This window comes from Paracraurococcus lichenis, assembly GCF_030657435.1.
Lineage (GTDB): Bacteria > Pseudomonadota > Alphaproteobacteria > Acetobacterales > Acetobacteraceae > Paracraurococcus > Paracraurococcus lichenis.
The window spans coordinates 42,203-64,852 of the sequence record NZ_JAUTWS010000015.1; the positions used below are offsets into that span (position 1 = coordinate 42,203).

Here is a 22,650-nt window from a genome sequence, read left to right on the forward strand (position 1 = left end):
CCGGTCAGTGCACGTCGGCCCAGATCTTGCGCTTCACCGCATAGGCGAGGCCGCCGAGCACGGTGAAGAACAGCACCATCTTCACGCCGAGCGCCTTGCGCTGCTCCATCTCCGGCTCGGCCGCCCAGGTCAGGAACTGCGCGACGTCGCGGGTCATCTGGTCCACCGTCGGCTTGGTGCCGTCGGTGTACTCGACCTGACCGTCGCTGCTGAGCGGCTGCGCCATGGCGATCTGGTGGCCGGCGAAGTACTTATTGTAGTTCATGCCCGGCATCAGGGTCACGCCGGCCGGCGGGTCCTCATAACCGTTGAGCAGCGCGTGGATGTAGGACGCGCCGCCCTCGCGGGCCTTGGTGATGACCGAGAGGTCCGGCGGCAGCGCGCCGTTGTTGGCCGCGCGCGCCGCCTTCTCATTGGCGAAGGGGCTGTGGAAGCGGTCGGAGGGCCGGCCCGGCCGCTCGAACATCTGGCCTTCGTCGTTCGGCCCGTCGGTGACCTGCACCGTCGCCGCGATCGCCCGCACCTCGGCATCCGACAGGCCCAGCTCGCGCAGGTTCCGGTAGGACAGCAGGCGCATGGAATGGCAGTTCGAGCAGACCTCCTTGTAGACCTGGAAGCCGCGCTGGGCCGAGGCCCGGTCGAAATGCCCGAAGGGACCGTTGAAGGAGAAGTGGACCTCGGGGAGGTGGTCTTCTCCCCCGGCCGCGCGGGCCGGGGCGGCGCCGAGGCCGGCGCCGGCGAGCAGGCCGGCGGCGACCGCGAGGGCCTTGAGGCTGGTCTTCATCATATGCCCCTTTGGCATCACGCCTTCTCCATCGGCTTGCTCATCGCGCCGGCCGGTAGGGGGCCGCCGCCGCGCAGGACGGGACGGGCGATGCTCTCGGGCAGCGGCAGCGGCCGCTCGAGGCGGCCGAGCAGCGGCAGGATCACGAGGAAATAGAGGAAGTAGTAGGCCGTCGCCACGCGGGCGATGGTGACGTAGGGCTCCTCCGGCGGCTTGCCGCCGCAGTAGAGCAGCACGAAGAAGCTGACCAGCCAGGTGAACAGGAAGGGCCGCGCCAGCGGGCGGAAGCGCATGGAGCGCACCGGGCTGGTGTCGAGCCAGGGCAGGACGAAGAGGATGGCGATGGAGGCGCCCATCATCACCACGCCGCCGAGCTTGTCCGGCACCGCGCGCAGGATGGCGTAGAAGGGCAGGAAGTACCATTCCGGCACGATGTGCGGCGGCGTCACCAGCGGATTGGCCGGGGTGTAGTTGTCGGGGTGCCCCAGGTAGTTCGGGAAGAAGAAGACCAGGATGGCGAAGAAGGCGAAGTAGGCGACCAGGCCGACGCTGTCCTTGGCGGTGTAGTAGGGGTGGAAGGGCAGGGTGTCCTGCGGGCCCTTCGGGTCGATGCCGAGCGGGTTGTTCGAGCCCGTGATGTGCAGCGCCGCGACGTGCAGGAAGACGACGCCGAAGATCACGAAGGGCAGCAGGTAGTGCAGGCTGAAGAAGCGGTTCAGCGTCGGGTTGTCGACGGAGAAGCCGCCCCAGAGCCAGGTCACGATGTCCGGCCCGACCAGCGGCAGGGCGGAGAAGAGGTTGGTGATGACCGTCGCGCCCCAGAAGGACATCTGGCCCCAGGGCAGCACGTAGCCCATGAAGGCGGTGGCCATCATCAGCAGGAAGATGACGACGCCCAGCATCCACAGCAGCTCGCGCGGGGCCTTGTAGGACCCGTAGTAGAGGCCGCGCCAGATGTGGACATAGACCACGATGAAGAACATCGAGGCGCCGTTGGCATGCGCGTAGCGCAGCAGCCAGCCGTAGTTCACGTCGCGCATGATGCGCTCGACGCTGTCGAAGGCCAGGCTCACATGCGCGGTGTAGTGCATGGAGAGGAAGATGCCGGTCGCGATCATGATCAACAGGTTGACCATGGCGAGGGCGCCGAAATTCCAGAAGTAGTTGAAGTTCCGGGGCGTCGGAAACGTCCCGTACTCCTTCTGCATCATGGTGATGACGGGCAGGCGCGCGTCGATCCAGCGGAGGACCGGGTTCGCTACCTCGCTCTTGTGCAGTCCGCTTGCCATGGGTTGCTCCTCAGCCGACCCGGATCTGCGTGTCGGAGGTGAAGTTGTAGTCGGGGACGGCGAGGTTGGCCGGCGCCGGCCCCTTCCGGATGCGCCCCGAGGTGTCGTAATGGCTGCCGTGGCAGGGGCAGAACCAGCCGCCGTAGTCGCCGCGCGGGTCGGTCGGCTTCTGGCCGAGCGGCACGCAGCCGAGATGCGTGCAGACGCCGACGAGGATGAGCCAGTTGTCCTTCTTCACCCGGGACTGGTCGGTCTGCGGGTCGCGCAGCTCGGAGAGCGGGACCTGGCGGGCCTCCTGGATCTCCTGCGGGGTACGGTTGCGCACGAAGACCGGCTTGCCGCGCCACATCACCGTCACGGCGGAGCCGACCGCGACCGGGGCGAGGTCCACCTCGGTGGTCGAGAGGGCGAGCACGTCCCGCGCCGGGTTCATCGAGCTGATGAAGGGCCAGGCCAGCGCGCCGACGCCCACCGCGGCGAAGGACGCCGTCACCAGGTTGAGGAAGTCGCGCCGGGTCTCGCCGTCCTGCGGCGCCGCCTGCGCCATACTATCGGCCATGCCTCATCGTCCTTGATCGCGGCCTCGCTTGCGTCCCGGGCGGGACCGGCGGGGGCCGGGTGCGATTGCCGCGGCGGGAAGGGCCGGGCCGGGCATGGCCGGACCTGCGCTACCCTGACGCGCCGCGCCGCATATAAAGGGAGGGTCCGCGGGGTGGCAATCCGCCGCGTTGCCAATAGAACGGTGCCGGAGCAGGAGGAAAGCCGTGACCGACGCCAGCCACGCCGCCGCGCCCAGCGCGGCCCCGGCCGACCATCCCTTCGCCGGCCGCGCCCGCGCCTGGTTCGAGGATCTCCGCGACCAGATCTGCGCGGCCTTCGAGGCCTGCGAGGATGCGCTCGGGGCCGGCCCGCATGCCGGGATGCCACCCGGGCGGTTCGAGCGCACCTCCTGGCAGCGGCCGGAGGGCGGCGGCGGCACCATGGCGATCCTGCGCGGCCGGGTCTTCGAGAAGGTCGGGGTGAACGTCTCGACCGTGCATGGCGAGTTCTCGCCCGAGTTCCGCCGGCAGATCCCGGGCGCCGAGGCGGATCCGCGCTTCTTCGCCACCGGCATCTCGCTGGTCGCGCACCTGCGCAGCCCCCGCGTGCCGGCGGCGCATTTCAACACCCGCTTCCTGGTGACGACGCGGCCCTGGTTCGGCGGCGGCGGCGACATCACGCCGATGGCGCTCGAGGCACCGGAATCGAAGGCGGATGCGGCGCGCTTCCATGCCGCCTTCCGCGCGGCCTGCGACCGGCACGACCCCGATTATTACCCGAAGTTCAGGCAGTGGTGCGACGAATACTTCTACCTGCCGCATCGCGGGGAGACGCGGGGCCTCGGCGGCATCTTCTTCGACTGGCTCGGCGACCGCACGCCGGGGCATGGGATCGAGGACGACTTCGCCTTCGTCCAGGATGTCGGCCGCGCCTTCCGCGACGTCTATCCCGCCATCATCCGCGACCGGATGCACGAGCCCTGGACCGAGGCGGAGCGGGAGCACCAGTTGGTCCGGCGGGGGCGCTATGCCGAGTTCAACCTTCTGCACGACCGCGGCACGCTGTTCGGCCTGCGCACCGGCGGCAATGTGGAAGCCATCCTGATGTCCCTGCCGCCGCCGATCTGGCCGTGACCCGCCGCCCACCGACCCGCCGCCCGCATCCCGGCCGGCACCCTGGCAATGGGGCCCCGGCGCGCTAACCTGCCGGGGACAGGGACGGGAGACGCCAGGATGACCGCAACGCCCATGCACCGACCGGCCGCCCGCGGGGGCGTCCGCTGATGCGCGCCGTCTGGTACGACCGCAACGGCGACAGCAGCGTCCTGACCTATGGCGAGCTGCCCACCCCCAGCCCCGGCCCGGGCGAGGTGCTGGTCCGCCTCGCCACCTCGGGCGCGAACCCCTCGGACTGGAAGACCCGCCGCGGCTCCCGCCCCATGGCCTTCCCGCGCGTGGTGCCGCACAGCGACGGCGCCGGCACCATCGAGGCGGTGGGCGAGGGCGTCGACCGCGCCCGGATCGGCCAGCGCGTCTGGATCTGGAACGGCCAGTGGAAGCGCGCCTTCGGCACGGCGGCCGAATACATCGCGCTCCCCTCCGTCCAGGCGGTGCCGCTGCCCGGGCACGTCCCCTTCGAGGCCGGCGCCTGCCTCGGCATCCCCGCGCTCACCGCCCTGCATGGCGTGCTGACCGATGGCGGCGTCACCGGCCAGGCCGTGCTGGTCACCGGCGGCGCCGGCTCGGTCGGGCACTATGCCATCCAGTTCGCCCGCCTCCTCGGCGCGGCGCGCATCATCGCGACCGTCAGCTCGGAGGAGAAGGCGGCACATGCCCTCTCCGCCGGCGCGGACGACACGATCAACTACCGGACCGAGGACGTCGCGGCGCGCATCGCCGACCTGACCCGCGGCCAGGGCGTGCAGCGGGTGGTCGATGTCGACCTCTCCACCACGGCCGCCCTGCTGCCGACGATCCTGGCGCCGGGCGGGATCTGCGCCGCCTATGGCTCGAACGGCCCGGCCGCGACGGTGCAATTCGGCCCCTCCATCATCCGGGGCATCGCCATCCGCTGGTTCATCGTCTACGAGCTGACCGGGCCGCAGCGCTCGGTCGCGGTCGATACGCTGCAGGCCTGGCTGCGGGCGGACCTCGTCCGGCACGCCATCGCCGCGCGGGTGCCGCTCGCGGAATGCGCGGCCGCGCATGATGCCGTCGAGGGCGGCAAGTTCATCGGCAACCTGGTGCTCGACTGCTGAGCGCGCCGGACGGAAAGGACCACGCCATGAGCGACATGAAGGAAGGCAGCGGCGCGACCGCCGAGGCCGGGAAGCTGGTGACGGTGCACTATACCGGCTGGCTCTACGATGCCGGCGCGCCGGAGACCAAGGGCCGCAAGTTCGACAGCTCGCGCGACCGCAACGAGCCCTTCCAGTTCGAGCTCGGCGCGGGCGATGTCATCGCCGGCTGGGACCGGGGCGTGGCGGGGATGAAGGTCGGCGGCCAGCGCCGGCTGACCATCCCGCCGGAGCTCGGCTACGGCGCCCGCGGCGCCGGCGGCGTCATCCCGCCGAACGCGACGCTGGTCTTCGACGTGGAGCTGCTCGGGGTCGAATGAGCCTCAGGGCGCCCGCAGCGCCCTGATCCGGGGATCGCCCGAGAGCTCGAGCAGGTCGATCTCCTCCTCGACCACGTGGAAGGCGTCGTCGCCGATGGCGCCGTCCCGCCGCAGCGCGCCGAGCCGCGCGCGCTGCGCCGCCACCGCCTGCGACTGCAGCGCCGCCAGCGCCGCGGCGCTGCCCTCGGCCGGCTGCAGCCTGGCCTTGTACTCCTCCCGCAGCCGCGCCGTCGCGGCGCCGTCCGGCGCGTCCTTCAGCACGCCAAGCGCCGCCCGCGCCGTCTCCGCCCGCGCCAGCTCCACCTCCCGCTCGACCGCGCCGTCATCGGGCAGGCTGAGCCGCTCCATCAGCCAGCGCAGCGTCAGCCCCTGCGCCACCAGCGTGACCAGCGTCACCGCGAAGGCGGTCAGCAGGATCAGGTCGCGGAAGGGGAAGTCCTCCGGCAGGGCCAGCGCCGCGGCGAGCGTCACGATCCCGCGCATGCCGCACCAGGAGATGATGACGCCGCCCTGCCAGTTCGGCCGCTGCATCGGCCGGCGCGTGCGCATGCCCCAGCGCCTGATCTTCCAGCGGATCACGGTATTGTAGCCCATCACCCAGAAGACCCGCACCAGGATCACCGTGGCGCAGGCCACCGCGGCGAAGAGCACGTCCCGCCAGGCGCCGCCGTCCAGCCGCTGCAGGATGCCGCGGAGCTGCAGCCCGATCAGGATGAAGGCGAGGATGTTGAGCACGAAGACCGCCACCTCCCAGACCGCGTAGGAGGCGATGCGGTGCCGGGCCCCCGACCGCATCGGCGCATGCCGGGCGATGGTGATGGCATGCGCGACCATGGCGATGATGGGCGAGACGCCAAGCCGCTCGGCGAGCATCCAGAGCGCGAAGACGCCGAGGAATTGCAGGAGCACCGAGACGGCGATCTCCTCCACCCGCTCGGTCAGCCAGAAATAGAGCCGCGCCCAGACATGGCCGAGCGCGGCGCCGCCGCCGCAGGTCAGCAGCAGCATCGGCAGGACCGACCAGCCATCGAAGACGCCGGTCACCGCCGCGCCGACCGCGACGCGGTAGATCAGCAGCGCGGTCGCGTCGTTCAGCAGGCTCTCGCCCTCCAGGATCACCAGCACCCGGTGCGGCGGGCGAAGCTGCCGCAGCACCGCCGCGGCCGCCGAGGCATCCGGCGGCGCGACGATGGCGCCGAGCGCGAGGGCGGCCGCCCAGGGGATCCCCGGCTCCACCCAGCGCGCCACGGCCGCGACAGCCGCCGTGGTGCAGAGCACGCAGACCACGACCAGGCCGGTGACCGGCAGCCAATTGTCCCTGAGGTCGCGTGGCGAGGCATCGTAGGCCGCATCCAGCAGCGTCGGCGCGACGAAGAGGGCGAGCGCAAGCTCGGGATCGAGCGTCACCTCCGGCAGGCCCGGCACCACGGCGCCGAGCGTGCCCGCCAGCGCCAGCAGCGCCGGATAGGGCGCCCGCAGCCGCCGCGCCCAGAGCGCCAGCAGCGCGCCCGCGAGCAGCAGGGCGATGGTGATCTCGAAGACCAGCATGGGGAGGCTCCGCCTGCTGCCGCGCTACCGGCGGGTGATGGCCGATGATATGACCCTCGCAAGCAACTATGGGAGGGACATCCATGCCGCAACGCCGGGCCTTGCTGGCGACGCCTTTCCTCGCCGCCCTGCCGCTCGCCGCGCGCGGGCAGGCCGCCTGGCCGGACCGGCCGGTGCGCGTGCTGGTCGGCTTCCCGCCCGGCGGCTCGCTCGACGTCATGACGCGGCTGGCCTGCGAGCAAATGACGCAGCGCCTCGGCCAGCCCTTCGTGGTGGAGACGCGCACCGGCGCCTCCGGCAACATCGCGGTGGAGGCCATCGCCCGCGCCACGCCGGACGGGTACACGATCGGCACGGTCAGCATGCACAACCTGCTGATCAACCCGCTGCTCTTCCGGCGGCTGCCCTATGACCCGGACCGCGACCTCGCCTGGATCAGCGCCATGTGGGACCTGCCCAATGTGCTGGTCGTGCCGGCGCAGCATGTCCCGGCGCGGACGCTCGCGGAGTTCATCGCCTGGGCGAAGGCGCGGCCGGGCGGGGTGAGCTTCGGCTCCTCGGGCGTCGGCACCACCATCCACCTCTCCGGTGCCTATCTCGCCAACCGCGCCGGGCTGGATGCGCAGCATGTCAGCTTCCGCGGCGGCGCGCAGACCATCACCGCCATGCTCTCGGGCGATGTCCAGTACGCCGTGGACAACCTCGCCAGCTATGTCGGCGTCATCCAGGAAGGCCGCATGCGGGCGCTGGCCGTGACCCTGCCGCAGCGCTGGCCGGCGCTGCCCGAGGTGCCGACCATGGCGGAGGCGGGGATGCCGGATTTCGAGGTCTCGCCCTGGCATCTCTGGGCGGCGCCGCGCGGCACGCCGCAGCCGATCCTCGAGCGGCTCTCGGCCGAGGTGCGCGCCGCCTGGACCGACCCGGCGCTGCAGCAGCGTGCGATCGGCATGGGCGCGCGGCTGACCGGCTCGACGCCCGAGGGGCTGGCGGCGCGCCTCGCGCGGGAGAAGCCGATCTGGGCGGAGATGGTGCGCATCAGCGGCGCGCAGCCGGAATAGGGCGGGGCGCAGGGCCCTGGGCGCGGGATTCGCGCCCGCGCGACGATCGGCCCGGTGCGGCGGCCGCGGCCCAGGTCGCGTGCCGCAAGGCGCGCGGGACCCCGCCACCGCGGCCCTGGTTCCCGCCATGCCCGCGCCGCGCCGCAGCGGTTCCGCCTGCGCACGCAATCGCCGGTTGCCAGCTCCCCGGCACGCGGGGCATGGGGACGCCGGCTTCTGTGGACGGGATCGGATGGCTGCATGCGCAAGGTGATCGTGGCCCTGCTGGCGCTGGCGGCCTGCGACGACAAGGCCCCGCAGGCCCCGCCTGCCGAGGGCCCGCCGCCCGCCTTCGCCGAGGCCCGCCGCGCCGCCGAGGACCAGGTGCGCGCCCGGCTGCGCATGACCGGGGACCTGCCGCTGCGCGCCGTGCAGGTCTGGCGCCAGCAACTGCCCGGCACGCTCGCGGTCTGCGGCCAGGTGAACCCGGCGGGCGGCGCGACGGATCCCTTCATCCCCTGGGTCGCCGTGGTCGGCCTGAAGGACGGGCATCCCGAGCGGACGGACCTCCTCCTCGCCGCCTCCAATGCCGAGGCGACGCGGGTCTTCATCGAAATGCTGGACCGCTGCTGGGAAGGCGGCGGGCCGGCGAATGCGCGGCCGCAGGCGCCGCGCTCCCTGCCGCCCCTGCCGCTGGAGGCCGCGCTGCCCCGCCCGGGCGCGCCGGCACCCGCGGCGCCGCCCGTGCTGCCCCCTGCCGCCGGCCAGGCCGCGCCGGCGCCGACCGCCCCGCCGGCCGCCGGGTCGCCGGTCGCCGCCGGCCCCAGCGTGACGACCACCGCGGCGCATCCGGTCAATATCCGCTCCTCGCCGACCGGCGGCGGGGCGGTGGTGCGGATCGTCCCGCGCGCTTCCACCCTGCGCGTCTTCGGCGAGGCGCCGGGCGGCTGGCTGGAAGTGGGCGAGGACCAGCCCTTCGGCTGGGTCCACGGCTCCATGCTGGAACGCTGAGCGGGGCACCCATCCCGTCCGGCGCGGCGCCGCGCCTACTGCAGGCTGCCCCAGCGCTCCGTCGCCGGTTCCGCCGCGGCCCAGCGCCAGCCAGTCGCGTCGCGGCAGAGGCTGGTGAGGTACCAGGCGCGCCTGGCGGCATCGCCCTCGCCGCTCTCGACCGAGAAGGCGATCTCCCGGCAGGCCGCGAGCGGCGTCTCGATGTCGCGCAGCACGCGGACCTCGCCGCGTTCGTTGCCGATGGGCAGGCTGTGGCGGACCTGCCAGGGGCGGGGCTCGCCGATGGGGGCTTCCCCGGCGGCGGTGGCGATCGCCTCCTGCTCCGTCCGGTGCCAGCGCCGGCTGACCCGGCGCCAGCCCCAGTCCACCACGGCGCGCGAGCCGACGCCGATGGCGATGCCGAGCGCCGGGTTGCCGGAGCCGGCGGCCGCCGCGGTGCCGGTGGCGGCACCGACCAGGTCGCCGACGGAGTTGCAGCCGCCGAGCAGCATGGTCGCCAGCAGCGCCGCCGCGAGCCTCACTGCAGGCTGCCCCAGCGCTCCGTCGCCGGCTCGGCCGAGGCCCATTTCCAGCGCTCCCCGTCGCGGCAGATGGCGGCGAGGAAGAAGGACTTCGCCTCGCGGTCCTCGATGGAGAAGACGATCTCCTTGCACTCCAGCGGACCGGTGCTGATGAGGCGGCTGACCGCGACCTGGCCACGCTCGTTCGGCTCGACGGGGATGGTGTGGTTGGTCTTCCAGGCGGCGGTGCCGCCCACCGGCAGCGGCCCGGCGGCGGCGGCGATGCGGTCCTGCTCCGCCCGGTGGGTGCGACGCTCGGCATATTGCAGCCCGGCGCGGCCGAGCGCCTGGACGCCGAGGCCGATGCCGGTGGTGACCGCCGGGTCGGCGCCGACGCCGCTGGCGATGCTGGCGCCGGTGATGCCGGCGAGCGTCGAGGTCGTCTCGGTCAGCACGGCCTGGCAGCCCGGGAGAGCGAGGAGGAGAAGGGCGACGGGAAGGAGGGGCGGGCGCGGCATCGGGGGCCGCAACGTGAGCGGAGCGGCAGGGTTCGCCGGCGGGGGAGGCCCTGCCTCCCCCGAACCCCCTCCGCCAGGCCGGGAGCCCGGCCTGGACCGGCCTGGGTTCGGTGGGTCAGCGGCGCACGGCGCGGCGGGCGGGGGCCACGGCCTTCCTGAGGATGTCGAGGCGGTCGCGTCCGCTGCGGTTGCGGAGGTCGCGCACCGGGCGCTCGAAGGCGTCGACGCGCCAAGCCCTGATGCCGAAGGCGTGGAGGAAGCCCCGCCAGAAGAGCCGGGCATCCACGCGGGCGCGGATTTCGTTGAGCGGCAGCGGCATGGCAACGAGCTTGCGGCCTATCAACCACTGCGTCCATCACGCCATCTCGTTTTGCATCTATGGGCGCGCGCCGGTAGGAAAGCATGGCCGACTGCCTCGACTCCGCCCGCCTTCGCCCCTGCGGATCGCAGCCGCAAGGCCGCGGGCGCGCGACCCCCGAGGGGCCGCTTATTTCTAAAATTCTAAAGCGCCCGCCTGGGAATTCGGTTTCGGGTCAGCGTGTTGCGGGGCGTCCTTCAGGGACTCAGTTTAGTGTAATTCCGCGGGATTGAGGCGGGTTGAGGTGGAATAAACCGGCCGGGGGCCGGCGTCAGCCGCCCTCCGCCTCCCGGCGCATCGTCTCCCACAGCGCCGCGACATCGGCCCTCTCCGTCGCCTCGGCGCCGACCGAGACGCGCACCATCCAGCGTCCGTCCAGCACCGCCGGCGTCAGATAGGCGGCGCCGGAGCGGTTGATGCGCTCCGCCCAGCCCATCGTGTGCCGGTCGAGCGCCTCGCCCGCGAGGCCCGGCGGCTCGTGCCGGAGGCAGAGCGTCTGCAGCGCGACCGGCGCCAGCAGCCGCCAATGCGGCGCGGCGGCGACCTGCTCGGCCAGCCAGCGCGCATTGGCGATGTCGCGCCGCAGCCTCGCCCGCAGCGCCTCGACGCCCTGCTCGCGGATGACGAACCAGAGCTTGAGGGCGCGGAAGCGGCGGCCGAGCGGGATGCCCCAGTCCCGCAGGTTCTTCACCTGCCCGTCGGCGGCGCTCTGCAGGTAGGAGGGGTTGGTGGACATCACCCGCACCAGGTGCTGCGGGTCCCGCACGTAGTAGAGCGAGGAATCGAAGGGCACGCCGAGCCATTTGTGCGGGTTCAGGACCAGGCTGTCGGCGCCCTCGATGCCGTCCCAGAGCGGGCGGCATTCCGGCAGGATCATCGCGCTGCCGGCCATGGCGGCGTCCACATGCAGCCAGAGGCCGTGGCGGCGCGCGACCTCGGCGATGGCGCCGACCGGGTCGATGGCGGTGGTCGCCGTCGTGCCGGTGGTGGCGACCACGGCGCAGGGACGCAGGCCCCGCGCCAGGTCCTCCTCCACCATCGCCGCCAGGGCCTCGGCGCGCATGGCGTAGGTCCCGTCGCTGGGCACGAGGCGCAGATGGTCGCGCCCGAAGCCCGCCAGCAGCGCCGCCTTCTCGACCGAACTGTGGCCATGGGCCGAGGCGTAGACCAGCAGCGGAGCGCCGGCCTCCTGCAGGCCGCCGCGGGCCATGGCATAGCCCGTCGCGCGCTCCCGCGCGCAGAGCAGGGCGACGAGGGTGCTGGTCGAGGCGGTGTCCTGGATCACGCCGCTCCAGGCCGGCGAGAGGCCGACCATCTGCCGGAGCCAGTCGGTGACGACCTCCTCGAGCTCGGTGATGGCAGGGCCGGATTGCCAGGAGAGGCCGATGACGCCGAGGCCGGTCGAGACCAGGTCGCCCAGCACGCCGGCGAGCGGCGCATTGGCCGGGAAGTAGCCGAAGAAGCGCGGCGACTGCCAATGGGTGATGCCGGGCAGGAGGATGCGGTCGAGATCGGCGAGCACCGAGCGCATGTCCTCGGGCTGCTCGGGCGGTGCCGTGGGCAGCCGCGAGCGGATCTCGCCGGGCGCGACCTGGGCCTGGACGGGATGGCGGGCGATGCCGTCGCGGTAGTCGGCAATCCAGTCGATCAGTTCGTGGCCAAGCCGGCGGAATTCGTCCGGTGTCATCGGCGGCTCCTTACCCCTGGCCCGCACTCATGCCGCAGGCGCGGCATGGCGGCGAGGGCCGGCGCACGAGGCCGGGCAGCGAGGGGACGGCGCCGTGCGGCGGCTGGCGACATGGAAGGAGAGGAATGGTGCCCAGGGGCGGAATCGAACCACCGACACTGCGATTTTCAGTCGCATGCTCTACCAACTGAGCTACCTGGGCCCAAGCATCCGGCCCGTTGCGGGGGCCGGTGGCAGAGGACGGCGGAAATAACCGAAGGCAATGGGGCTGTCCACCCGCCTGACGACGCTTTTCTTACGACCGATCCTCCTCGGCGGGGTCGAGCGGCTCGCCGGGGACGGCGTAGTCGCCGGCCAGCCAGCGGCCGAGGTCGATCTGCTTGCAGCGGGCGGAGCAGAAGGGGCGGTAGGGGCCCTCGCGCTCGGCGGGCTTGCCGCAGACGGGGCAGGGGCGCTTCGGGCGGGGCGGTGGGGCGGCGTCAGCCATGCGCGGCCTCCTCGATCTCGGATTGGGCCGGCGCAAGCGCCGGGTCGGGGTGAAGGTGCAGCGGGGTGCCGAGGGCGGCCTCGGCCTCCGCCAGCGCGCCGGGCAGGTCACGGAGCGCGCCGAGGACGGCGGGATGGGCGCGCAACGCCCAGCGGCGGCCGGGGCGGGCCGCGGCCTCCCGCGCGGCGCGGCGCAGCGCGGCGAGGCCGTGGGTGAGGGGGGAAGGCGGCCAGCCCAGCACCTCGTGCAGCGGCGGCTGGATGCGCTGGCGCAGGATCTCGAAGAGGCCGAGCGGGCCGAGCCCGCGAAGCTGCGCCAGCGGGTCGGTGGCCAGCGCGGCGCGCAGCGGCTCGGCCAGGGCTTCCCGGCGCTTCACCGTCAGGCCGGCGAGGTCGAGCAGGATCGGGCCGGCCAGGTTGCGCAGGCGGATCTGCCGCGCCGCCTCGGCGACGGCGGCCTGGTTCAGGCGAAGCTGGGCCTGCGGGTCGCGGGTGCCGGCGGCGCTGCCGGCATCCACGTCGATGGCGGTCAGCGCCGGGGTCGGGTGGACCAGCAGCCGGCCACCGCCGGGCAGCGGCACCTCCGGCCCGGCCAGCAGGTCGAGTTCGGCCTCGAGCGCGTCGTCGAGGACGGGGCGGTGGCTGAGCGGAATGCGCAGCCGGGCGGCGAGCGAGGGGCTGTCGGTGCGGATCGCGGCACCGAGATGGGCGCGGGCGAGGCGGGTGGCGGCGTCCGGACCGCGGGCGATCAGGGCGGGGCCGGTGCCGGGCGCGGCGGCGATGCGGGTGGCCTCCTCCGGCGTCAGGCGGGCGGTCAGGCGCGGGCCCTTGCCCCCCTGGGCGGCGCGGGTGATTCGGACGGCCAGCATCTGCCCCTCGGAGACCGATCTGCCGATGGGCTGCCTGGCCGGGCCGACGGCCGATTCCGGCAGGAACCCAGTCTCGCCGCCGGCCATGGCGAGGAAGGCGCCGGCCATGGCGGGGGCGAGGGCGGAGACGCGCGCCCGGTGCAGGTCGCCGACGCCGTCCGGCCGCCCCGGCCGCTCAATGTGGAGTTCGACGAGGTTGCCGTCGTCATCGACCAACACGGTGCGGCGTTCGCCCGGCGAGGCCGAAGCCAGGATGGTGGTCATCTGCCGGCTGCCAGACTCGGAGAAATAGATGGGGGTGCGGGGGAATACCTTCCCCCGCCTCCTAAGGCCGAAGCCACCCCGCGCCCCGCAGCAATTGCGTCGTCTCGAACAGCGGCAGCCCGACGACGTTCGAATGCGATCCCGCCAGGAACCGCACGAACATCTCCGCCCGGCCCTGGATGGCGTAGCCGCCGGCCTTGCCCTGCCATTCCCCGCCGGCGACGTAGTCCTCGACCTGCGCCTCGGTCAGGCGCTGGAAGGCGAGGATGGTATCGACCAGGCGCACGGAGGCCTTGCCGTCCGGCCGGCGCAGGACGACGCCGGTATAGACATGGTGCCGGCGGCCGGAGAGCAGGGCGAGGAAGCGCCGCGCCTCGGCGGCGTCGGCGGGCTTGCCCAGGATGCGGCGCCCGACGCCCACCACCGTATCGGCGGCGAGGACGAGGCTGTCCGGCGCCAGGGCGGCGGCGGCGGCGGCCTTGTCGGCGGCCAGGCGCGCGGCGAGCTCGCGCGGCAGCTCTGCCTTGCGCGGGGCCTCCTCCGTGTCGGTGGGCAGGATGCGGTCGGGGACCACCCCGATGCGCGCGAGCAGGTCGCGCCGCCGCGGGCTGGCGGAGGCCAGCACCAGGGGCAGCCGGTCGGCGGCCAAGACGGCTACTTGAAGCGGAAGGTGATGCGGCCCTTGGTGAGGTCGTAGGGCGTCATCTCGACATTCACCCGGTCGCCGGCCAGGACGCGGATGCGGTTCTTGCGCATCTTCCCGCTGGTATGGGCGAGCACCATGTGCTCGTTGTCCAGTTTCACGCGGAACATCGCGTTGGGCAGCAGCTCCACCACGGTGCCGCTGAACTCGATCATGTCCTCTTTTGACATCCGGTACCCTTCTGCGTCGCGCCGCGTCTGCCCGGGCCTGGGGCGCGGGGCACGGCGCGGAAAATCATGAGCCGGTCCACGGCGGACAACCGCCGCGGGAGCCTGCGCGGCACGGGCGGCGCATGGGGGTCACGAAGCGGGGATGCCAGGGGCTTGACCGGCGGGCCGCAACATGGCGGCCCGGGGGGGCCGGGTCAAGGATGACCCCACCCCTTGGCGGTCACGGCAGCCAGTCGGGGTCCAGCACCTGGCGGTCCAGGTCGAAATACGCCTGATCGGCCGTGAACAGCCGGAGGTCGGCTGCTGCCGTCGCGTGCCCGTCGTCCTCCAGGCTGCGCGACACCTGACGGGCCGCACGGCGCCATTCGCCCGAGGCGAGCTCCGCCCGGCGCGACCGCAGGGAAGGGCTGTCCGATAGGATGATGTCGAGCTGCGCCCGGAAATTGCCGACCTCGTCCCGCCAGTGCCCACGGGGCTGCTGATCGGGGTGGAACTTCATCTTGAGCAGATGAACGAGGATCTGGAACAGGAAGCTCTTCGCCGAATTGCGCTGAGAACTCCCCAAGTCCTCGATCTCCTCGGCGAGATGCGCGATGTCCAGGGCGTTCGGGCGCAGCTTCTCCGGCCAGGCACGCAGGGTCGCCGCCTGGTCCTGGGTCCAGGCGTAGAAGTCCCGCTCGTAAAGCTCGGCCGCGTCCGACATGGCGAGAGGATAGGGAGGCGAGTGCCGGCCTCCAAGCATTCCGTGCGCGCGCCGATGGGGCGGCGTCGCCGCTCCGCGGCGCCCAGCCCCTGGCCGCTCCGCGGCGCTCAGCCCTGGCCGAGCCGCAGCGCCACGCTCCGCCCATGCGCCTGCAGCCCCTCGGCCTCGGCCAGCGCGACCGCTGCCGGGCCCACGACATCCAGCCCGGCCTGGCTCGCCTCCACCCAGGTGGTGCGCTTGAGGAAGTCGAAGACCGAGAGGCCGGAGGCGAAGCGGGCGGTGCGGCCGGTGGGCAGTACGTGGTTCGGCCCCGCGACATAGTCGCCGATCGCCTCCGGGCAGTAGCGGCCGAGGAAGCAGGCACCGGCATGGCGCACCTTCGCCATGGCGGCGCGCGGCTCCGGCAGCATGAGCTGCAGGTGCTCCGGCGCCAGGCGGCTGGTCAGGGCATAGGCCTCCTCCCAGTCCCGCACCAGGATCACCGCGCCGTGCCGCCGCCAGCTCTCGCCGGCGATGGCGCCGCGCGGCAGGGTTGTGAGCTCGGCCTCGACCGCCGCGACGACGGCCGCGGCGAAGCCGGCATCGTCGGTGACCAGGATCGCCTGGGCGCTCTCGTCATGCTCGGCCTGGGCCAGCAGGTCGACCGCGACATGGCGCGGGTCGTTCGTGGCATCGGCCAGCACCACCACCTCGGAGGGGCCGGCGATGGAATCGATGCCGACCCGGCCGAAGACCTGGCGCTTGGCTTCCGCCACATAGGCATTGCCCGGGCCGACGATGCGGTCCACCGGGGCGATGCTCGCCGTGCCCCAGGCCAGCGCCGCCACGGCCTGCGCGCCGCCGAGGCGATAGACCTCCGTCACGCCCGCCCGCCGCGCCGCCGCCAGCACCAGCGGATTGAGCTGCCCGCCCGGCGTCGGCACGACCATGGCGATCCGGCCGACGCCCGCGACCCGCGCCGGCAGGGCGTTCATCAGCACCGAGGAGGGATAGGCCGCCTTGCCGCCGGGAACATACAGCCCGACGGCATCGAGGGCGGTCCAGCGCATGCCGAGGGTCAGCCCAGCCGGGTCCGGCACCTCAAGGTCGTGCGGCATCTGCGCGCGGTGGAAGCGCTCGATCCGCTCGGCGGCGAGGTCGAGGGCGGCGAGCAGCGAGGGCTCGATCCCGGCGGTCGCTGTCGCGATCTCCGCCTCCGTCACCCGCAGCACCGCGGCATCGGCGGGCTGCCAGCCATCGAAGCGGGCGGTGAGGTGCAGCAGGGCGGCATCGCCCTCCCGGCGGACCGCCGCGACGATCTCGGCGACGGCGGCGTCCACCCGCGCGGTCGTCTCGCGCGCCGTGTCGAGCAGCGTTTCGAAGGCCACGGCGAAGCCCGGGTCGCGCGTGTCGAGCCGCATCATGCGCCGCCGCCGCTTCGCGCCGCGCCCCGCTCCGCGGCCGCAGCGGCCCCGAGCGCGGTGCGGAAGCGGGCGATCCAGGCGCCGATCCGCTCCGGCTGGGTCTTCAGCGCGGTGCGGTTGACGATGAGGCGGGAGGTGACCTCGGCGATCACCTCGGTCTCCACCAGCCCGTTCGCCTTCAGCGTGCTGCCCGTCGCGACCAGGTCCACGATCAGCCGCGACAGGCCGAGCGAGGGCGCGAGTTCCATCGCCCCGGAGAGCGAGACGATCTCCGCCTGCACCCCGCGGGCGGCGAAGTGGCGGCGGGTGATGTTCGGGTACTTGGTCGCCACCGTCACCCGCGACCAGCGGCTGTGGTCGTCCTTGCCGGCGGTCGCGGCCGGCTCGGCCACGCTCACCCGGCAGCGGGCGATGCCGAGGTCGAGCGGCGCATAGATCTGGTCGTAGTCGAACTCCATCAGCACGTCGGCGCCGCAGATGCCGATCTGCGCCGCGCCGAAGGCCACGAAGGTCGCCACGTCGAAGGGCCGGACCCGGACCATGTCGAGGCCGGGGTCGGAGCTCTCGAAGCGGAGGCGGCGGCTGTCCTCGTCGATCAGGTCCTGCGCCGGGGTGACGCCGGCGCGGGCGAAGACGGGTCCAAGCTCCTGCAGGATGCGGCCCTTGGGGACCGCGAGGACGAGGGGGGCGGCCTCGGCGGCCGGCATCGCCTCGGGGGTGGGAATCGGCAGGTCCATGTCAATGCCTAGCACCGCGGCGGGCGGATGGCGCGCAACGCTTTCGTGTCATTCGGCCGGCAGCGGCGGGCCGAGTCACACCTTCGGGCCTTGCCGCCCTCCGACGATCGGACCGCACGGCGGTGGCGGTCCGATTCACGCCTCCGGGCCTCGCGGCCCTCCGACGATCGGACCGCGTCACGCCGGCACCCGCTCGATATCGGCGCCGACCGCGGCGAGCTTCGCCTCCAGCCGCTCATAGCCGCGGTCGAGGTGATAGACCCGGTTCACGATCGTCTCGCCCTCGGCGGCCAGCCCGGCCAGCACCAGCGAGACCGAGGCACGCAGGTCGGTCGCCATGACCGGCGCGCCCGAGAGCTTCGGCACGCCCCGGACGATGGCGGAATGGCCGTGGTAGTTGATGCGGGCGCCCATGCGCATCAGCTCCGGCACGTGCATGAAGCGGTTCTCGAAGATCGTCTCGGTGATCATCGAGGCGCCCTCGGCCACGCACATCAGCGCCATGAACTGCGCCTGCATGTCGGTGGCGAAGCCGGGGAAGGGCTCGGTCATCACGTCGACCCCCGAGAGGCCGTTGAGGCGGGAGACGCGCAGCCCCTCCGGCCGCTCCGTCACCTCCACCCCGGCCTCGCGCAGGATGCGGGCGACGGTGCCGAGATGGTCGAGCCGCGCGCCCTCCAGCAGCAGCCGGCCGCCGGTGATGGCCGCGGCGACGGCGAAGGTCCCGGCCTCGATCCGGTCGGGCACGATGGGGTGGGTGGCGCCGGTCAGCCGCGCGCCGCCCTCGATGCGCAGGCGGTCGGTGCCGATCCCCTCGATCCGCGCGCCCATGCGCATCAGGCATTCCGCGAGGTCGCCGATCTCGGGCTCGCGCGCCGCATTGACCAGTTCGGTCTCGCCCTCGGCGAGGCAGGCCGCCATCAGCAGGTTCTCGGTCGCGCCGACCGAGACCTGCGGGAAGAGGATGCGCGCGCCCTTCAGGCCGTGCGGCGCGCTGGCGAGGATGTAGCCGGCCTCGATCTCGATCGAGGCGCCCATCTGCTCGAGGCCCTTGAGGTGCAGGTCCACCGGCCGCGTGCCGATGGCGCAGCCGCCGGGCAGCGAGACCTTGGCCTGGCCGTAGCGCGCGAGGAGCGGGCCGAGCACCAGGACCGAGGCGCGCATCTTGCGCACGAGGTCGTAGGGCGCCTCGAGGTTGGAGGCGGCGCCCGAGAGCGTCAGCGTGCGCGCCTGCTTGTCGTGCTCCACCGCGAGGCCGTGCTGGCGCAGCAGCCCGGCCATGGTGGCGATATCGGCCAGGTCCGGCGCGTTGAGCAGCCGGAGCGGCCCGTCGCAGAGCAGCGCCGCGGCCATCAGCGGCAGCGTCGCATTCTTCGCGCCGCTGACGGGGATGCGGCCCTCGAGCGGCCGGCCGCCGCGAATCCGGATACGGTCCATGCGCGTCGCTCTCCCTACAGCCTCGGCAGCGCGACGCCGCGCTGGCGCATGTACTTGCCGGCCCGGTCGGCATAGCTGACATCGGGCCCGCTCTCCCCCTTGAGGAAGAGGAACTGGCAGATCCCCTCGTTCGCGTAGATCCGCGCGGGGAGGGGCGTCGTGTTGCTGATCTCGATGGTCACCTGGCCTTCCCATTCCGGCTCGAGCGGGGTGACGTTCACGATCAGACCGCACCGCGCATAGGTGCTCTTGCCCAGACAGATGACCAGAACGTCGCGCGGGATGCGGAAATACTCGACCGTATGGGCCAGGGCGAAGCTGTTCGGCGGAATGATGCAGGTCTCGCCGCGCCGCGTGACGAAGCCGGACTCGGAGAAGTTCTTCGGGTCGACCAGCGCGTTGTCGACATTGGTGAAGACCTTGAACTCCTCGGCGACGCGGGCGTCGTAGCCATAGGAGGAGAGGCCGAAGGAGATCGTGCCCTCCCGCCGCTGCGCCTCCACGAAGGGCTCGATCATGCCGTGCTCGGCCGCCATGCGGCGGATCCAGTGGTCGGGCATGATGGACATCGGGGACCGGCCTTCGCGTGGCGGGCGCCATGGCCCTCACCGGCCCGGGCGCCCCGGATTGGCGGCCCCCTTAGCCCAGCGGCCCGGCAGCGGCAACCGGAACCGTGGTCAGTCCTGGCGTTGCTGATCGCCTGGCGCGCCGTCCGCCGTCCCGTCGTCCTCAGGTGCGGCGGGGGCGGCATCCTGCCGCGCCCGCGCCTGGGCCTTGCGCCGGCGGAGATTGGTCCTGAGCGCCGCGGCGAGGCGCGCCTCGCGCTCCGCCTTCGGGTCGGTGCCGGATTTCTGGAAGGGTGCGGGATCCTTCGCCATGGCGGAGAGATCGCGGGCCGCTGGTGGCGCGTCAACGGCGCAGGCCATGTCGGCGCGCGGCCCGGCCGCATCGGCGCTGCGATTCCCTCCGTCGGTGCGCGTCGCGCGATGATCCCGCGGGCCTGCCCGACCGGCGCGAAAGCCCGCGCCGCTGCGGATGGGACCGCATCGTCGCGCAGGCGCCCGGCGGCATGTCGTGCCGCGCATCGCGCACCGGCGGAGGAACGCTTTCCGCCGGCCCGACTTTGGTGCCAGATGCGGCACGGGGGGCGTGGCGGCGGGTGGCGCTTGCTTGACAGCATCCGGGGGGTGCCGTAGCAGCCACGTGCCTTCCGACGGGGAGCCGACGGAGGAGCGCGGTGAACGAGCGAGACGGGTTCGAGGAGCGGTTGCGCGAGGCCAGGGCCCGTCGGGGTCTGGACAAGCCGCAGACCCCCCGCGGCGCGGCCTCCTCCGGACCCTGGGGCATCGGTTTTCGCGCCGGTGTCGAGGTGGTCTCGGCCCTCGGGGTCGGCATCTTCCTCGGCTTCATGGCGGACCGGTGGCTCGGCACCTGGCCGTGGCTCTTCCTGCTGTTCTTCGTCCTGGGTGGCGCCGCCGGGGTCCTGAACGTCTATCGGCTGTTCAGCCCGCGCCGCGGCGCCGGTCGCTGATGGCCGTGCCGCGGGACCTTGTCCGCGGCGCGGCGCAAACGGGTGCTGGGAGCCGAAAGTGGCCGCCGAAGGCAAATCGATCGACGCGCTGAGCCAGTTCGAGCTGACGCCCGTTCTCGGGGCTGTCGGCAACGCCGTGGGATTCAGCCAGGCGAACGCGCACATGCTGCTCGCCCTCGGGCTCATCACCGCCCTGATGATGTGGGGTGTCGCCGGCCGTGCCATCGTGCCGGGCCGCCTGCAGGCGCTGGCCGAGAGCAGCTACGAGTTCGTCCACGAACTCGTCGTCGGCCAGGTGGGCGAGGAAGGGAAGCGCTACTTCCCCTTCGTCTTCTGCCTCTTCATGTTCATCCTGTTCGGCAACCTGCTGGGCATGGTGCCCTACGCCTTCACCTTCACCAGCCACATCGCGGTCACCTTCGCGCTGGCGGCGCTGGTCTTCGTGGTGGTGACGATCATCGCCCTGGTGATCCACGGCACGCATTTCTTCAGCTACTTCTTCCCCGAGGGCGCGCCGAAGCTGCTGGCGCCGCTGATCATCCCGATCGAGATCATCTCCTACCTCTCGCGGCCGGTCAGCCTCTCGGTCCGTCTCTTCGCCAACATGGTCGCCGGCCACGTCATGCTGAAGGTCTTCGCCACTTTCGTGGTGATGATCGGCGGCGCCGCCGGCGTGCTCGGTGTCCTCGGCGCGGCCCTGCCGCTCGCGGTGAACATCGCGCTGATCGGCTTCGAATTGCTGGTGGCCTTCCTGCAGGCCTACGTCTTCGCCATCCTCACCAGCATCTACCTGCACGACGCGGTGCACCTGCACTGACGCAGGCGCACCGCCGCGGGCGGGCTGACCCCCACCAACCCTTCATCCGACAAGGAAGGACTATCCCATGGACGTTCTCGCCGCGAAGGCCCTCGGGGCCGGTCTCGCCGTCATCGCCCTCGCCGGCGTCGGCATCGGCATCGGCAACATCTTCTCCTCGATGGTGTCCTCCGTTGCCCGCAACCCGGGCGCCCGCGACGCGGTCTTCCCGATCGGCATCCTGGGCTTCGCGCTCACGGAAGCGGTCGCGCTCTTCGCGCTGCTGATCGCCTTCCTCATCCTGTTCACCTGAGTCCGCCGCCGGCGCGCCCGCCGATCCCGGCGGGCGTGCCTTCGCGTCCCGGGCGCGCCGTCGCGCCCACTCAGGCGAGGAGATTTCCCGTGAAGCCTCGGGCCTTGATGCCTTGGGTCCTGACCGCCGCCACGGTTCTGCTGGCGATGGCACCCTGCCTGGCCTTCGCGGCCGACACCCATGCGGGCGAGCCCGTCCCCGGCATGCCGCAGCTCGCCTTCGGCCATCCGGAGCAGGGCCGCTACCTGATCGCCAGCGTCGTCTGGCTCTTCATCATCTTCGGCGTCCTCTACGTGGTGATGGCGCAATACGCGCTGCCGCAGGTCGAGAGCGTGCTGGAGGCGCGGCGCAGCCGGATCGAGGGCGACCTCGAGCAGGCGCAGGCCGCCAAGCAGCGTGCCGATGCCGCGCTGGCCGAGCACCAGGCCGCGACCGCCAGGGCGCGGGCCGAGGCGCAGGCTGCCATCGCCGCCGCCACCCAGCAGGCGCAGGCCGAGGCCGCCACCAAGGCCGAGGCGCTCAATGCGAAGCTGAACGCGCAGATCGAGGCCGCCGAGCAGCGCATCGCCGCCTCGCGCGACAGCGCCATGGCGGCGCTGCGCAGCGTCGCCAGCGACACGGCGGAGGCGCTGGTCGCGCGGCTGACCGGCGGCGCCGACCGCGGCGCCATCGACCAGGCCGTCGGGGCCGAGCTCGCAGCCAGGGGGCGCGCCTGATGCATCATTACGAGCATTTCTGGCTCGACCCGAAGTTCTGGGTCGGCGTCAGCTTCGTCATCTTCCTGCTGCTGGTCGGCCGGAAGGCCTGGTCGCAACTGACCGGCATGCTCGATGCGCGGGCCGAGCGCGTGCGCACCGAGCTTGCCGAGGCGTCCCGCCTGCGCGAGGAGGCCGAGGCCATGCTGAAGCAGGCCGAGGCCGACCGCGCCGCGGCGCTGCAGGAGGCCGAGGCCCTGCTCGGGCGCGCCCGCGCCGAGGCCGCCCGCGTCGCCGAGGCGGCGGCAGCCGAGGCCGAAGCGGCGGCGAAGCGGCGCGAGCGCATGGCGATGGACCGCATCGCGGCGGCGGAAGCCGGCGCGGTCGCGGAGGTGCGCGAGGCGGCGGCGGAGATCGCCACGTCGGCGGCGCGCCGCGTCATCGCCGAGCGCATGACGCCCGAGAGCGACGGCGCGCTCATCGACGCGGCCGTCAGCGACCTGCCGCGCGCGCTGCGCGCCTGACCCTCATCGCCGGGCGGCAACGCCGGGCACCGGGATGCCGGAACGGGGGGCCTTCGTGCCCCCCGTTCCGCTTTGCGGATGGCGCATCCCGCGATAACGTCCCGCGCCTTCGATGCGCTGGGAGATCCCGA

28 protein-coding genes and 1 tRNA gene are annotated in these 22,650 nt (G+C 72.8%); 10 read left to right on the forward strand and 19 right to left on the reverse strand.

What is annotated here, in order from left to right; all coding sequences use genetic code 11:
* Positions 1-4: 4 nt before the first annotated feature.
* The 3 genes from Q7A36_RS16875 to petA are packed head-to-tail and all read right to left on the reverse strand — an operon-like array spanning position 5 to position 2,632.
* A complete protein-coding gene (locus Q7A36_RS16875; RefSeq protein WP_305104895.1) occupies positions 5-802 on the reverse strand; it encodes a cytochrome c1 in 798 nt (265 codons plus the stop codon).
* A complete protein-coding gene (locus tag Q7A36_RS16880; RefSeq protein WP_305104896.1) occupies positions 802-2,073 on the reverse strand; it encodes a cytochrome b in 1,272 nt (423 codons plus the stop codon). The genes Q7A36_RS16875 and Q7A36_RS16880 overlap by 1 nt, the downstream gene beginning before the upstream one ends.
* A 10-nt stretch (positions 2,074-2,083) precedes the next feature.
* Positions 2,084-2,632 (reverse strand): ubiquinol-cytochrome c reductase iron-sulfur subunit, encoded by a 549-nt coding sequence (petA, locus tag Q7A36_RS16885; protein ID WP_305104897.1) that lies wholly within the window; start codon positions 2,630-2,632, stop codon positions 2,084-2,086.
* A gap of 205 nt (positions 2,633-2,837) precedes the next feature.
* On the opposite strand from petA, the gene hemF reads away from it, so the two are divergent.
* The 3 genes from hemF (at position 2,838) to Q7A36_RS16900 (ending at position 5,229) form a co-directional block, all read left to right on the forward strand.
* The gene (gene hemF, locus Q7A36_RS16890; RefSeq protein WP_305104898.1) at positions 2,838-3,746 is read left to right on the forward strand and encodes an oxygen-dependent coproporphyrinogen oxidase; all 909 of its coding nucleotides are present in this window, start codon (positions 2,838-2,840) and stop codon (positions 3,744-3,746) included.
* A 149-nt stretch (positions 3,747-3,895) separates the two neighbouring features.
* Positions 3,896-4,870, forward strand: coding sequence for an NADPH:quinone reductase (locus Q7A36_RS16895; protein ID WP_305104899.1), 975 nt, complete (start codon positions 3,896-3,898; stop codon positions 4,868-4,870).
* A gap of 26 nt (positions 4,871-4,896) precedes the next feature.
* Positions 4,897-5,229 carry an FKBP-type peptidyl-prolyl cis-trans isomerase gene (locus Q7A36_RS16900; protein WP_305104900.1) on the forward strand — a complete coding sequence of 111 codons (333 nt, stop codon included), beginning with the start codon at positions 4,897-4,899 and terminating at the stop codon, positions 5,227-5,229.
* 3 nt (positions 5,230-5,232) lie between these two features.
* On the opposite strand, the gene Q7A36_RS16905 is transcribed toward Q7A36_RS16900, so the two are convergent.
* Entirely contained in the window at positions 5,233-6,777 is a 1,545-nt protein-coding gene (locus Q7A36_RS16905) for a cation:proton antiporter (RefSeq protein ID WP_305104901.1), read from the reverse strand.
* An 83-nt stretch (positions 6,778-6,860) separates the two neighbouring features.
* Between Q7A36_RS16905 and Q7A36_RS16910 the strand changes: the two genes are divergently transcribed.
* Positions 6,861-7,835, forward strand: a complete 975-nt coding sequence (locus Q7A36_RS16910; RefSeq protein ID WP_305104902.1) for a Bug family tripartite tricarboxylate transporter substrate binding protein — start codon at positions 6,861-6,863, stop codon at positions 7,833-7,835.
* A 240-nt stretch (positions 7,836-8,075) separates the two neighbouring features.
* Positions 8,076-8,825: an SH3 domain-containing protein gene (locus tag Q7A36_RS16915; RefSeq protein WP_305104903.1), complete on the forward strand. Its 750-nt coding sequence runs from the start codon at positions 8,076-8,078 to the stop codon at positions 8,823-8,825.
* 35 nt (positions 8,826-8,860) lie between these two features.
* On the opposite strand, the gene Q7A36_RS16920 is transcribed toward Q7A36_RS16915, so the two are convergent.
* The 15 genes from Q7A36_RS16920 to Q7A36_RS16990 all read right to left on the reverse strand — a co-directional run bounded on the left by Q7A36_RS16920 (position 8,861) and on the right by Q7A36_RS16990 (position 19,538).
* Complete coding sequence (locus Q7A36_RS16920; RefSeq protein ID WP_305104904.1) at positions 8,861-9,346, reverse strand: hypothetical protein; 486 nt, start codon at positions 9,344-9,346, stop codon at positions 8,861-8,863.
* A complete protein-coding gene (locus tag Q7A36_RS16925; protein ID WP_305104905.1) occupies positions 9,343-9,843 on the reverse strand; it encodes a hypothetical protein in 501 nt (166 codons plus the stop codon). Before Q7A36_RS16925 ends, Q7A36_RS16920 begins: the two co-directional genes overlap by 4 nt.
* 115 nt (positions 9,844-9,958) lie before the next feature.
* Complete coding sequence (locus Q7A36_RS16930; RefSeq protein ID WP_305104906.1) at positions 9,959-10,162, reverse strand: hypothetical protein; 204 nt, start codon at positions 10,160-10,162, stop codon at positions 9,959-9,961.
* Positions 10,163-10,472: 310 nt separating this feature from the next.
* Complete coding sequence (locus tag Q7A36_RS16935) at positions 10,473-11,888, reverse strand: pyridoxal phosphate-dependent decarboxylase family protein (protein ID WP_305104907.1); 1,416 nt, start codon at positions 11,886-11,888, stop codon at positions 10,473-10,475.
* 126 nt (positions 11,889-12,014) lie between these two features.
* Positions 12,015-12,090 (reverse strand) — tRNA-Phe (locus tag Q7A36_RS16940).
* Positions 12,091-12,183: 93 nt separating this feature from the next.
* On the reverse strand, positions 12,184-12,375 hold the full coding sequence (gene yacG, locus Q7A36_RS16945; protein WP_305104908.1) for a DNA gyrase inhibitor YacG: 192 nt from the start codon (positions 12,373-12,375) through the stop codon (positions 12,184-12,186).
* The gene (locus tag Q7A36_RS16950; protein ID WP_305104909.1) at positions 12,368-13,507 is read right to left on the reverse strand and encodes a ribonuclease E/G; all 1,140 of its coding nucleotides are present in this window, start codon (positions 13,505-13,507) and stop codon (positions 12,368-12,370) included. Before Q7A36_RS16950 ends, yacG begins: the two co-directional genes overlap by 8 nt.
* Before the next feature lie 61 nt (positions 13,508-13,568).
* Positions 13,569-14,156: a Maf family protein gene (locus tag Q7A36_RS16955; RefSeq protein ID WP_305104910.1), complete on the reverse strand. Its 588-nt coding sequence runs from the start codon at positions 14,154-14,156 to the stop codon at positions 13,569-13,571.
* Positions 14,157-14,161: 5 nt separating this feature from the next.
* On the reverse strand, positions 14,162-14,380 hold the full coding sequence (gene infA, locus Q7A36_RS16960) for a translation initiation factor IF-1 (protein ID WP_111471402.1): 219 nt from the start codon (positions 14,378-14,380) through the stop codon (positions 14,162-14,164).
* A 220-nt stretch (positions 14,381-14,600) separates the two neighbouring features.
* Positions 14,601-15,083, reverse strand: a complete 483-nt coding sequence (locus Q7A36_RS16965) for a DUF29 domain-containing protein (protein ID WP_305104911.1) — start codon at positions 15,081-15,083, stop codon at positions 14,601-14,603.
* Between the two features lie 107 nt (positions 15,084-15,190).
* Positions 15,191-16,486 carry a histidinol dehydrogenase gene (hisD, locus tag Q7A36_RS16970; RefSeq protein WP_305104912.1) on the reverse strand — a complete coding sequence of 432 codons (1,296 nt, stop codon included), beginning with the start codon at positions 16,484-16,486 and terminating at the stop codon, positions 15,191-15,193.
* Positions 16,483-17,223 (reverse strand): ATP phosphoribosyltransferase, encoded by a 741-nt coding sequence (gene hisG, locus Q7A36_RS16975; protein WP_305104913.1) that lies wholly within the window; start codon positions 17,221-17,223, stop codon positions 16,483-16,485. The genes hisD and hisG overlap by 4 nt, the downstream gene beginning before the upstream one ends.
* 177 nt (positions 17,224-17,400) lie before the next feature.
* Positions 17,401-18,660 (reverse strand): UDP-N-acetylglucosamine 1-carboxyvinyltransferase, encoded by a 1,260-nt coding sequence (murA, locus tag Q7A36_RS16980; RefSeq protein ID WP_305104914.1) that lies wholly within the window; start codon positions 18,658-18,660, stop codon positions 17,401-17,403.
* Between the two features lie 14 nt (positions 18,661-18,674).
* Positions 18,675-19,229, reverse strand: a complete 555-nt coding sequence (gene dcd, locus Q7A36_RS16985) for a dCTP deaminase (RefSeq protein ID WP_305104915.1) — start codon at positions 19,227-19,229, stop codon at positions 18,675-18,677.
* 108 nt (positions 19,230-19,337) lie between these two features.
* Entirely contained in the window at positions 19,338-19,538 is a 201-nt protein-coding gene (locus tag Q7A36_RS16990) for a hypothetical protein (RefSeq protein WP_305104916.1), read from the reverse strand.
* A gap of 359 nt (positions 19,539-19,897) precedes the next feature.
* Here Q7A36_RS16990 and Q7A36_RS16995 point away from each other — a divergent pair, with 359 nt between their 5' ends.
* From Q7A36_RS16995 to Q7A36_RS17015, 5 genes are all read left to right on the forward strand, one after another.
* Entirely contained in the window at positions 19,898-20,191 is a 294-nt protein-coding gene (locus Q7A36_RS16995; protein WP_305104917.1) for an AtpZ/AtpI family protein, read from the forward strand.
* 58 nt (positions 20,192-20,249) lie between these two features.
* Entirely contained in the window at positions 20,250-21,008 is a 759-nt protein-coding gene (locus tag Q7A36_RS17000; protein ID WP_305104918.1) for a F0F1 ATP synthase subunit A, read from the forward strand.
* A gap of 67 nt (positions 21,009-21,075) precedes the next feature.
* Positions 21,076-21,300: an ATP synthase subunit C family protein gene (locus Q7A36_RS17005; RefSeq protein WP_305104919.1), complete on the forward strand. Its 225-nt coding sequence runs from the start codon at positions 21,076-21,078 to the stop codon at positions 21,298-21,300.
* Positions 21,301-21,389: 89 nt separating this feature from the next.
* Positions 21,390-22,016, forward strand: coding sequence for a F0F1 ATP synthase subunit B family protein (locus Q7A36_RS17010; RefSeq protein WP_305104920.1), 627 nt, complete (start codon positions 21,390-21,392; stop codon positions 22,014-22,016).
* Entirely contained in the window at positions 22,016-22,519 is a 504-nt protein-coding gene (locus Q7A36_RS17015; RefSeq protein ID WP_305104921.1) for a F0F1 ATP synthase subunit B family protein, read from the forward strand. Before Q7A36_RS17010 ends, Q7A36_RS17015 begins: the two co-directional genes overlap by 1 nt.
* The last annotated feature ends 131 nt before the right edge of the window (positions 22,520-22,650 follow it).

Excerpts from the sequence above, each read along its gene's own strand:
- Q7A36_RS16990 (WP_305104916.1), bottom strand. The coding sequence starts at position 19,538 with ATGGCGAAGGATCCCGCACCCTTCCAGAAATCCGGCACCGACCCGAAG.
- Q7A36_RS16915 (WP_305104903.1), top strand. The coding sequence starts at position 8,076 with ATGCGCAAGGTGATCGTGGCCCTGCTGGCGCTGGCGGCCTGCGACGAC.
- Q7A36_RS17005 (WP_305104919.1), top strand. The coding sequence starts at position 21,076 with ATGGACGTTCTCGCCGCGAAGGCCCTCGGGGCCGGTCTCGCCGTCATC.
- Q7A36_RS16925 (WP_305104905.1), bottom strand. The coding sequence starts at position 9,843 with ATGCCGCGCCCGCCCCTCCTTCCCGTCGCCCTTCTCCTCCTCGCTCTC.
- petA (WP_305104897.1), bottom strand. The coding sequence starts at position 2,632 with ATGGCCGATAGTATGGCGCAGGCGGCGCCGCAGGACGGCGAGACCCGG.
- Q7A36_RS16880 (WP_305104896.1), bottom strand. The coding sequence starts at position 2,073 with ATGGCAAGCGGACTGCACAAGAGCGAGGTAGCGAACCCGGTCCTCCGC.
- infA (WP_111471402.1), bottom strand. The coding sequence starts at position 14,380 with ATGTCAAAAGAGGACATGATCGAGTTCAGCGGCACCGTGGTGGAGCTG.
- Q7A36_RS16930 (WP_305104906.1), bottom strand. The coding sequence starts at position 10,162 with ATGCCGCTGCCGCTCAACGAAATCCGCGCCCGCGTGGATGCCCGGCTC.
- Q7A36_RS16895 (WP_305104899.1), top strand. The coding sequence starts at position 3,896 with ATGCGCGCCGTCTGGTACGACCGCAACGGCGACAGCAGCGTCCTGACC.
- Q7A36_RS16910 (WP_305104902.1), top strand. The coding sequence starts at position 6,861 with ATGCCGCAACGCCGGGCCTTGCTGGCGACGCCTTTCCTCGCCGCCCTG.
- hisD (WP_305104912.1), bottom strand. The coding sequence starts at position 16,486 with ATGATGCGGCTCGACACGCGCGACCCGGGCTTCGCCGTGGCCTTCGAA.
- murA (WP_305104914.1), bottom strand. The coding sequence starts at position 18,660 with ATGGACCGTATCCGGATTCGCGGCGGCCGGCCGCTCGAGGGCCGCATC.
- hisG (WP_305104913.1), bottom strand. The coding sequence starts at position 17,223 with ATGGACCTGCCGATTCCCACCCCCGAGGCGATGCCGGCCGCCGAGGCC.
- Q7A36_RS16950 (WP_305104909.1), bottom strand. The coding sequence starts at position 13,507 with ATGACCACCATCCTGGCTTCGGCCTCGCCGGGCGAACGCCGCACCGTG.
- dcd (WP_305104915.1), bottom strand. The coding sequence starts at position 19,229 with ATGTCCATCATGCCCGACCACTGGATCCGCCGCATGGCGGCCGAGCAC.
- yacG (WP_305104908.1), bottom strand. The coding sequence starts at position 12,375 with ATGGCTGACGCCGCCCCACCGCCCCGCCCGAAGCGCCCCTGCCCCGTC.
- Q7A36_RS16935 (WP_305104907.1), bottom strand. The coding sequence starts at position 11,888 with ATGACACCGGACGAATTCCGCCGGCTTGGCCACGAACTGATCGACTGG.
- Q7A36_RS16905 (WP_305104901.1), bottom strand. The coding sequence starts at position 6,777 with ATGCTGGTCTTCGAGATCACCATCGCCCTGCTGCTCGCGGGCGCGCTG.
- Q7A36_RS17015 (WP_305104921.1), top strand. The coding sequence starts at position 22,016 with ATGCATCATTACGAGCATTTCTGGCTCGACCCGAAGTTCTGGGTCGGC.
- Q7A36_RS16875 (WP_305104895.1), bottom strand. The coding sequence starts at position 802 with ATGCCAAAGGGGCATATGATGAAGACCAGCCTCAAGGCCCTCGCGGTC.
- Q7A36_RS16900 (WP_305104900.1), top strand. The coding sequence starts at position 4,897 with ATGAGCGACATGAAGGAAGGCAGCGGCGCGACCGCCGAGGCCGGGAAG.
- Q7A36_RS16965 (WP_305104911.1), bottom strand. The coding sequence starts at position 15,083 with ATGTCGGACGCGGCCGAGCTTTACGAGCGGGACTTCTACGCCTGGACC.